Annotated in this window: 1 protein-coding gene and 1 pseudogene; both read left to right on the top strand. The window is 65.9% G+C overall.

Annotated elements, in window-relative coordinates; genetic code table 11:
* On the top strand, positions 1–922 hold a 922-nt coding region (locus Q8814_RS25880; protein WP_330154792.1), incomplete at its 5' end, for a SulP family inorganic anion transporter.
* Positions 923–1,223: 301 nt separating this feature from the next.
* A pseudogene (locus tag Q8814_RS25885) lies at positions 1,224–1,673 on the top strand (hypothetical protein).
* The last annotated feature ends 512 nt before the right edge of the window (positions 1,674–2,185 follow it).

The raw sequence follows: 2,185 nt of genomic DNA on the forward strand, positions 1-2,185 counted from the left end.
CGCCGTGGCAGCCGTGGCGGCACGCGAGGCCCTCCTGTCGGCGACCGCCGCCGCTTCGAGGGCTGTCGGCGCCCGCCACAACCCCGACCGGGAACTGCTCGGGCAGGGCCTGGCGAACATCGCCGCGCCGCTGTTCGGCGGCGTCCCGGCGACCGGCGCGATCGCCCGGACCGCGGTCAACGTCCGGTCCGGCGCCCGCACCCGGCTCGCGGCCCTGACCCACGCAGTCATCCTCGCGGCGATCGTGTACCTGGCCGCCGGTCTCGTCGCCGAGATCCCTCTCGCCGCCCTCGCCGGAGTGCTCCTGGCCACCACCGTCCGGATGGTCGAAACTGCCTCCATCCTCGCCATCGCCCGCGCCACCCGCGCCGACACCGTCGTCATGATCGCAACGTTCCTCGTCACCGTGGTCTTCGACCTGGTCACCGCGGTCGCCGTCGGCGTCGGATTCGCCGCGATCCTCGCGCTGCGGGCGGTCGCCAGGTCGGCGCGGATCGAGCAGGTCCCTCTCGAGCACGACGATCACCTGGCCGAAGAGCAAGACCTCTTGCGCGAGCACATCGTCGCCTACCGCATCGACGGTGCGTTGTTCTTCGCAGCGGCGCACCGATTCCTCCTCGAGCTCGCCGAGGTCTCGGACGTGAAGGTGGTGATCCTGCGCATGTCCCGAGTGACCGCTCTCGACGCCACGGGCGCCATTGTCCTCAAGGACGCCATCGCCAAACTCGAACACCGCCACATCACCGTGTTGATCTCCGGAATCAAGTCCGAACACATTCGCCCACTCGATGCTGTCGGTGTGTTCACCACCCCAGACAACGAGCAACGACACATCTTCGAGACGACCCCACGCGCGATCAGCTACGCGCGAATGCTTGTCCTTCCCGACAGCCGCTACGCCGCCACCAGGCCGGAGGACTGACCGATATGTGATGCGACACCGACAGATTGGCGAATAGTTCTGCCGGGAGGATCGGAGACCGCCCAGTGGTGCAACATGAGTTTCATCTGTCGTACCCGGCGTGCCGCCCGATCGGACCACTACGGCCCGTTCGCCCCACCGTGTGACCAGCGACAGGCGACGCGTCAACCGCGACCGGCGTCCGTGAAGGCCACCCCCGAAACGATGTGTGCACGGCGTCGCGCAATCTATCGTGTGCTGGTGTCGCAGTTCGCGACACACCGGCACTTCCGCATTCGGGACTCTCGAGGGGATGGAACTGATGGCGACGAACACCGGTGATGAGACGAACTTCACCGACGCCGAGCGCGCCGCCATGAAGCAGCGTGCCGCGGAACTCCGCGAGCAGGGCCGGAGCGGCAAGGGGGCGGCGAAACGGGAGCGCGAGGCGCAGGCGTGTCTCGACGCGATCGCCGCGCTGACCGGCACCGACAAGCAGATCGCCGAGCGTCTCCACGCGGTCGTGACCGAGGAGGCGCCCCACCTCGACCCGAAGACCTAGTACGGTTTCCCTTCCTACGCGCGCGACGGCAAGGTCGTCGTCTTCTATCAACCCGCTTCGAAGTTCGACACCCGCTACGGCTCGATCGGTTTCAACGAGGACGCGTTCCTCGACGACGGATCGTTCTGGGCCACGGCGTTCGCGGTGCTCGAGGTGACCGACGAGATCGAGCAGCGGCTACGGGAACTCGTGCGTAAAGCCGCGGGATGAGCGGAGCCTGTGACGTGCCGCGCCGGCCGAAATGACGTCCACGCGCGGCCGACTCCGCGCGGAGGTGCGGGCGGGTTCGTTGCTACAAAGTCGATGACGAGGGCTGGCTTTCGACGTTGCCCACCTATCGAATCGGCAATTGGAGCAAAGACTGGTTCTTTGACGTCACCGTTCCATACGTAGATGCTCGTAACGCAGAGGGCCACATCGAGCGTAGGACTGCCGATCTGGCTGAGAAGGAGATCCGGTACGCCGAACACATCCCGAGTGGTGAACAGCTCACCCCACATCGAGACAACTCCGACGACGAAGCATGGTTCACTCTCGTCAGAGTCCACGCAACCAACGCGAAGAGCATCGATTTCGCTGTCGAGTACACCGATGCTAGCCTCGATTTTTCGCGCGGCCTGACCGGAGGTCGGGTTTGCGTCGTTCGATGCTGATTTCAGTGTCAGGGCACGAGGATGCACCCGACACCGCTCGGGTGGGAGCCCGGTTCCACGGTCCGGGAA

The organism is Rhodococcus chondri (assembly GCF_036327435.1).
GTDB lineage: Bacteria > Actinomycetota > Actinomycetes > Mycobacteriales > Mycobacteriaceae > Rhodococcus > Rhodococcus chondri.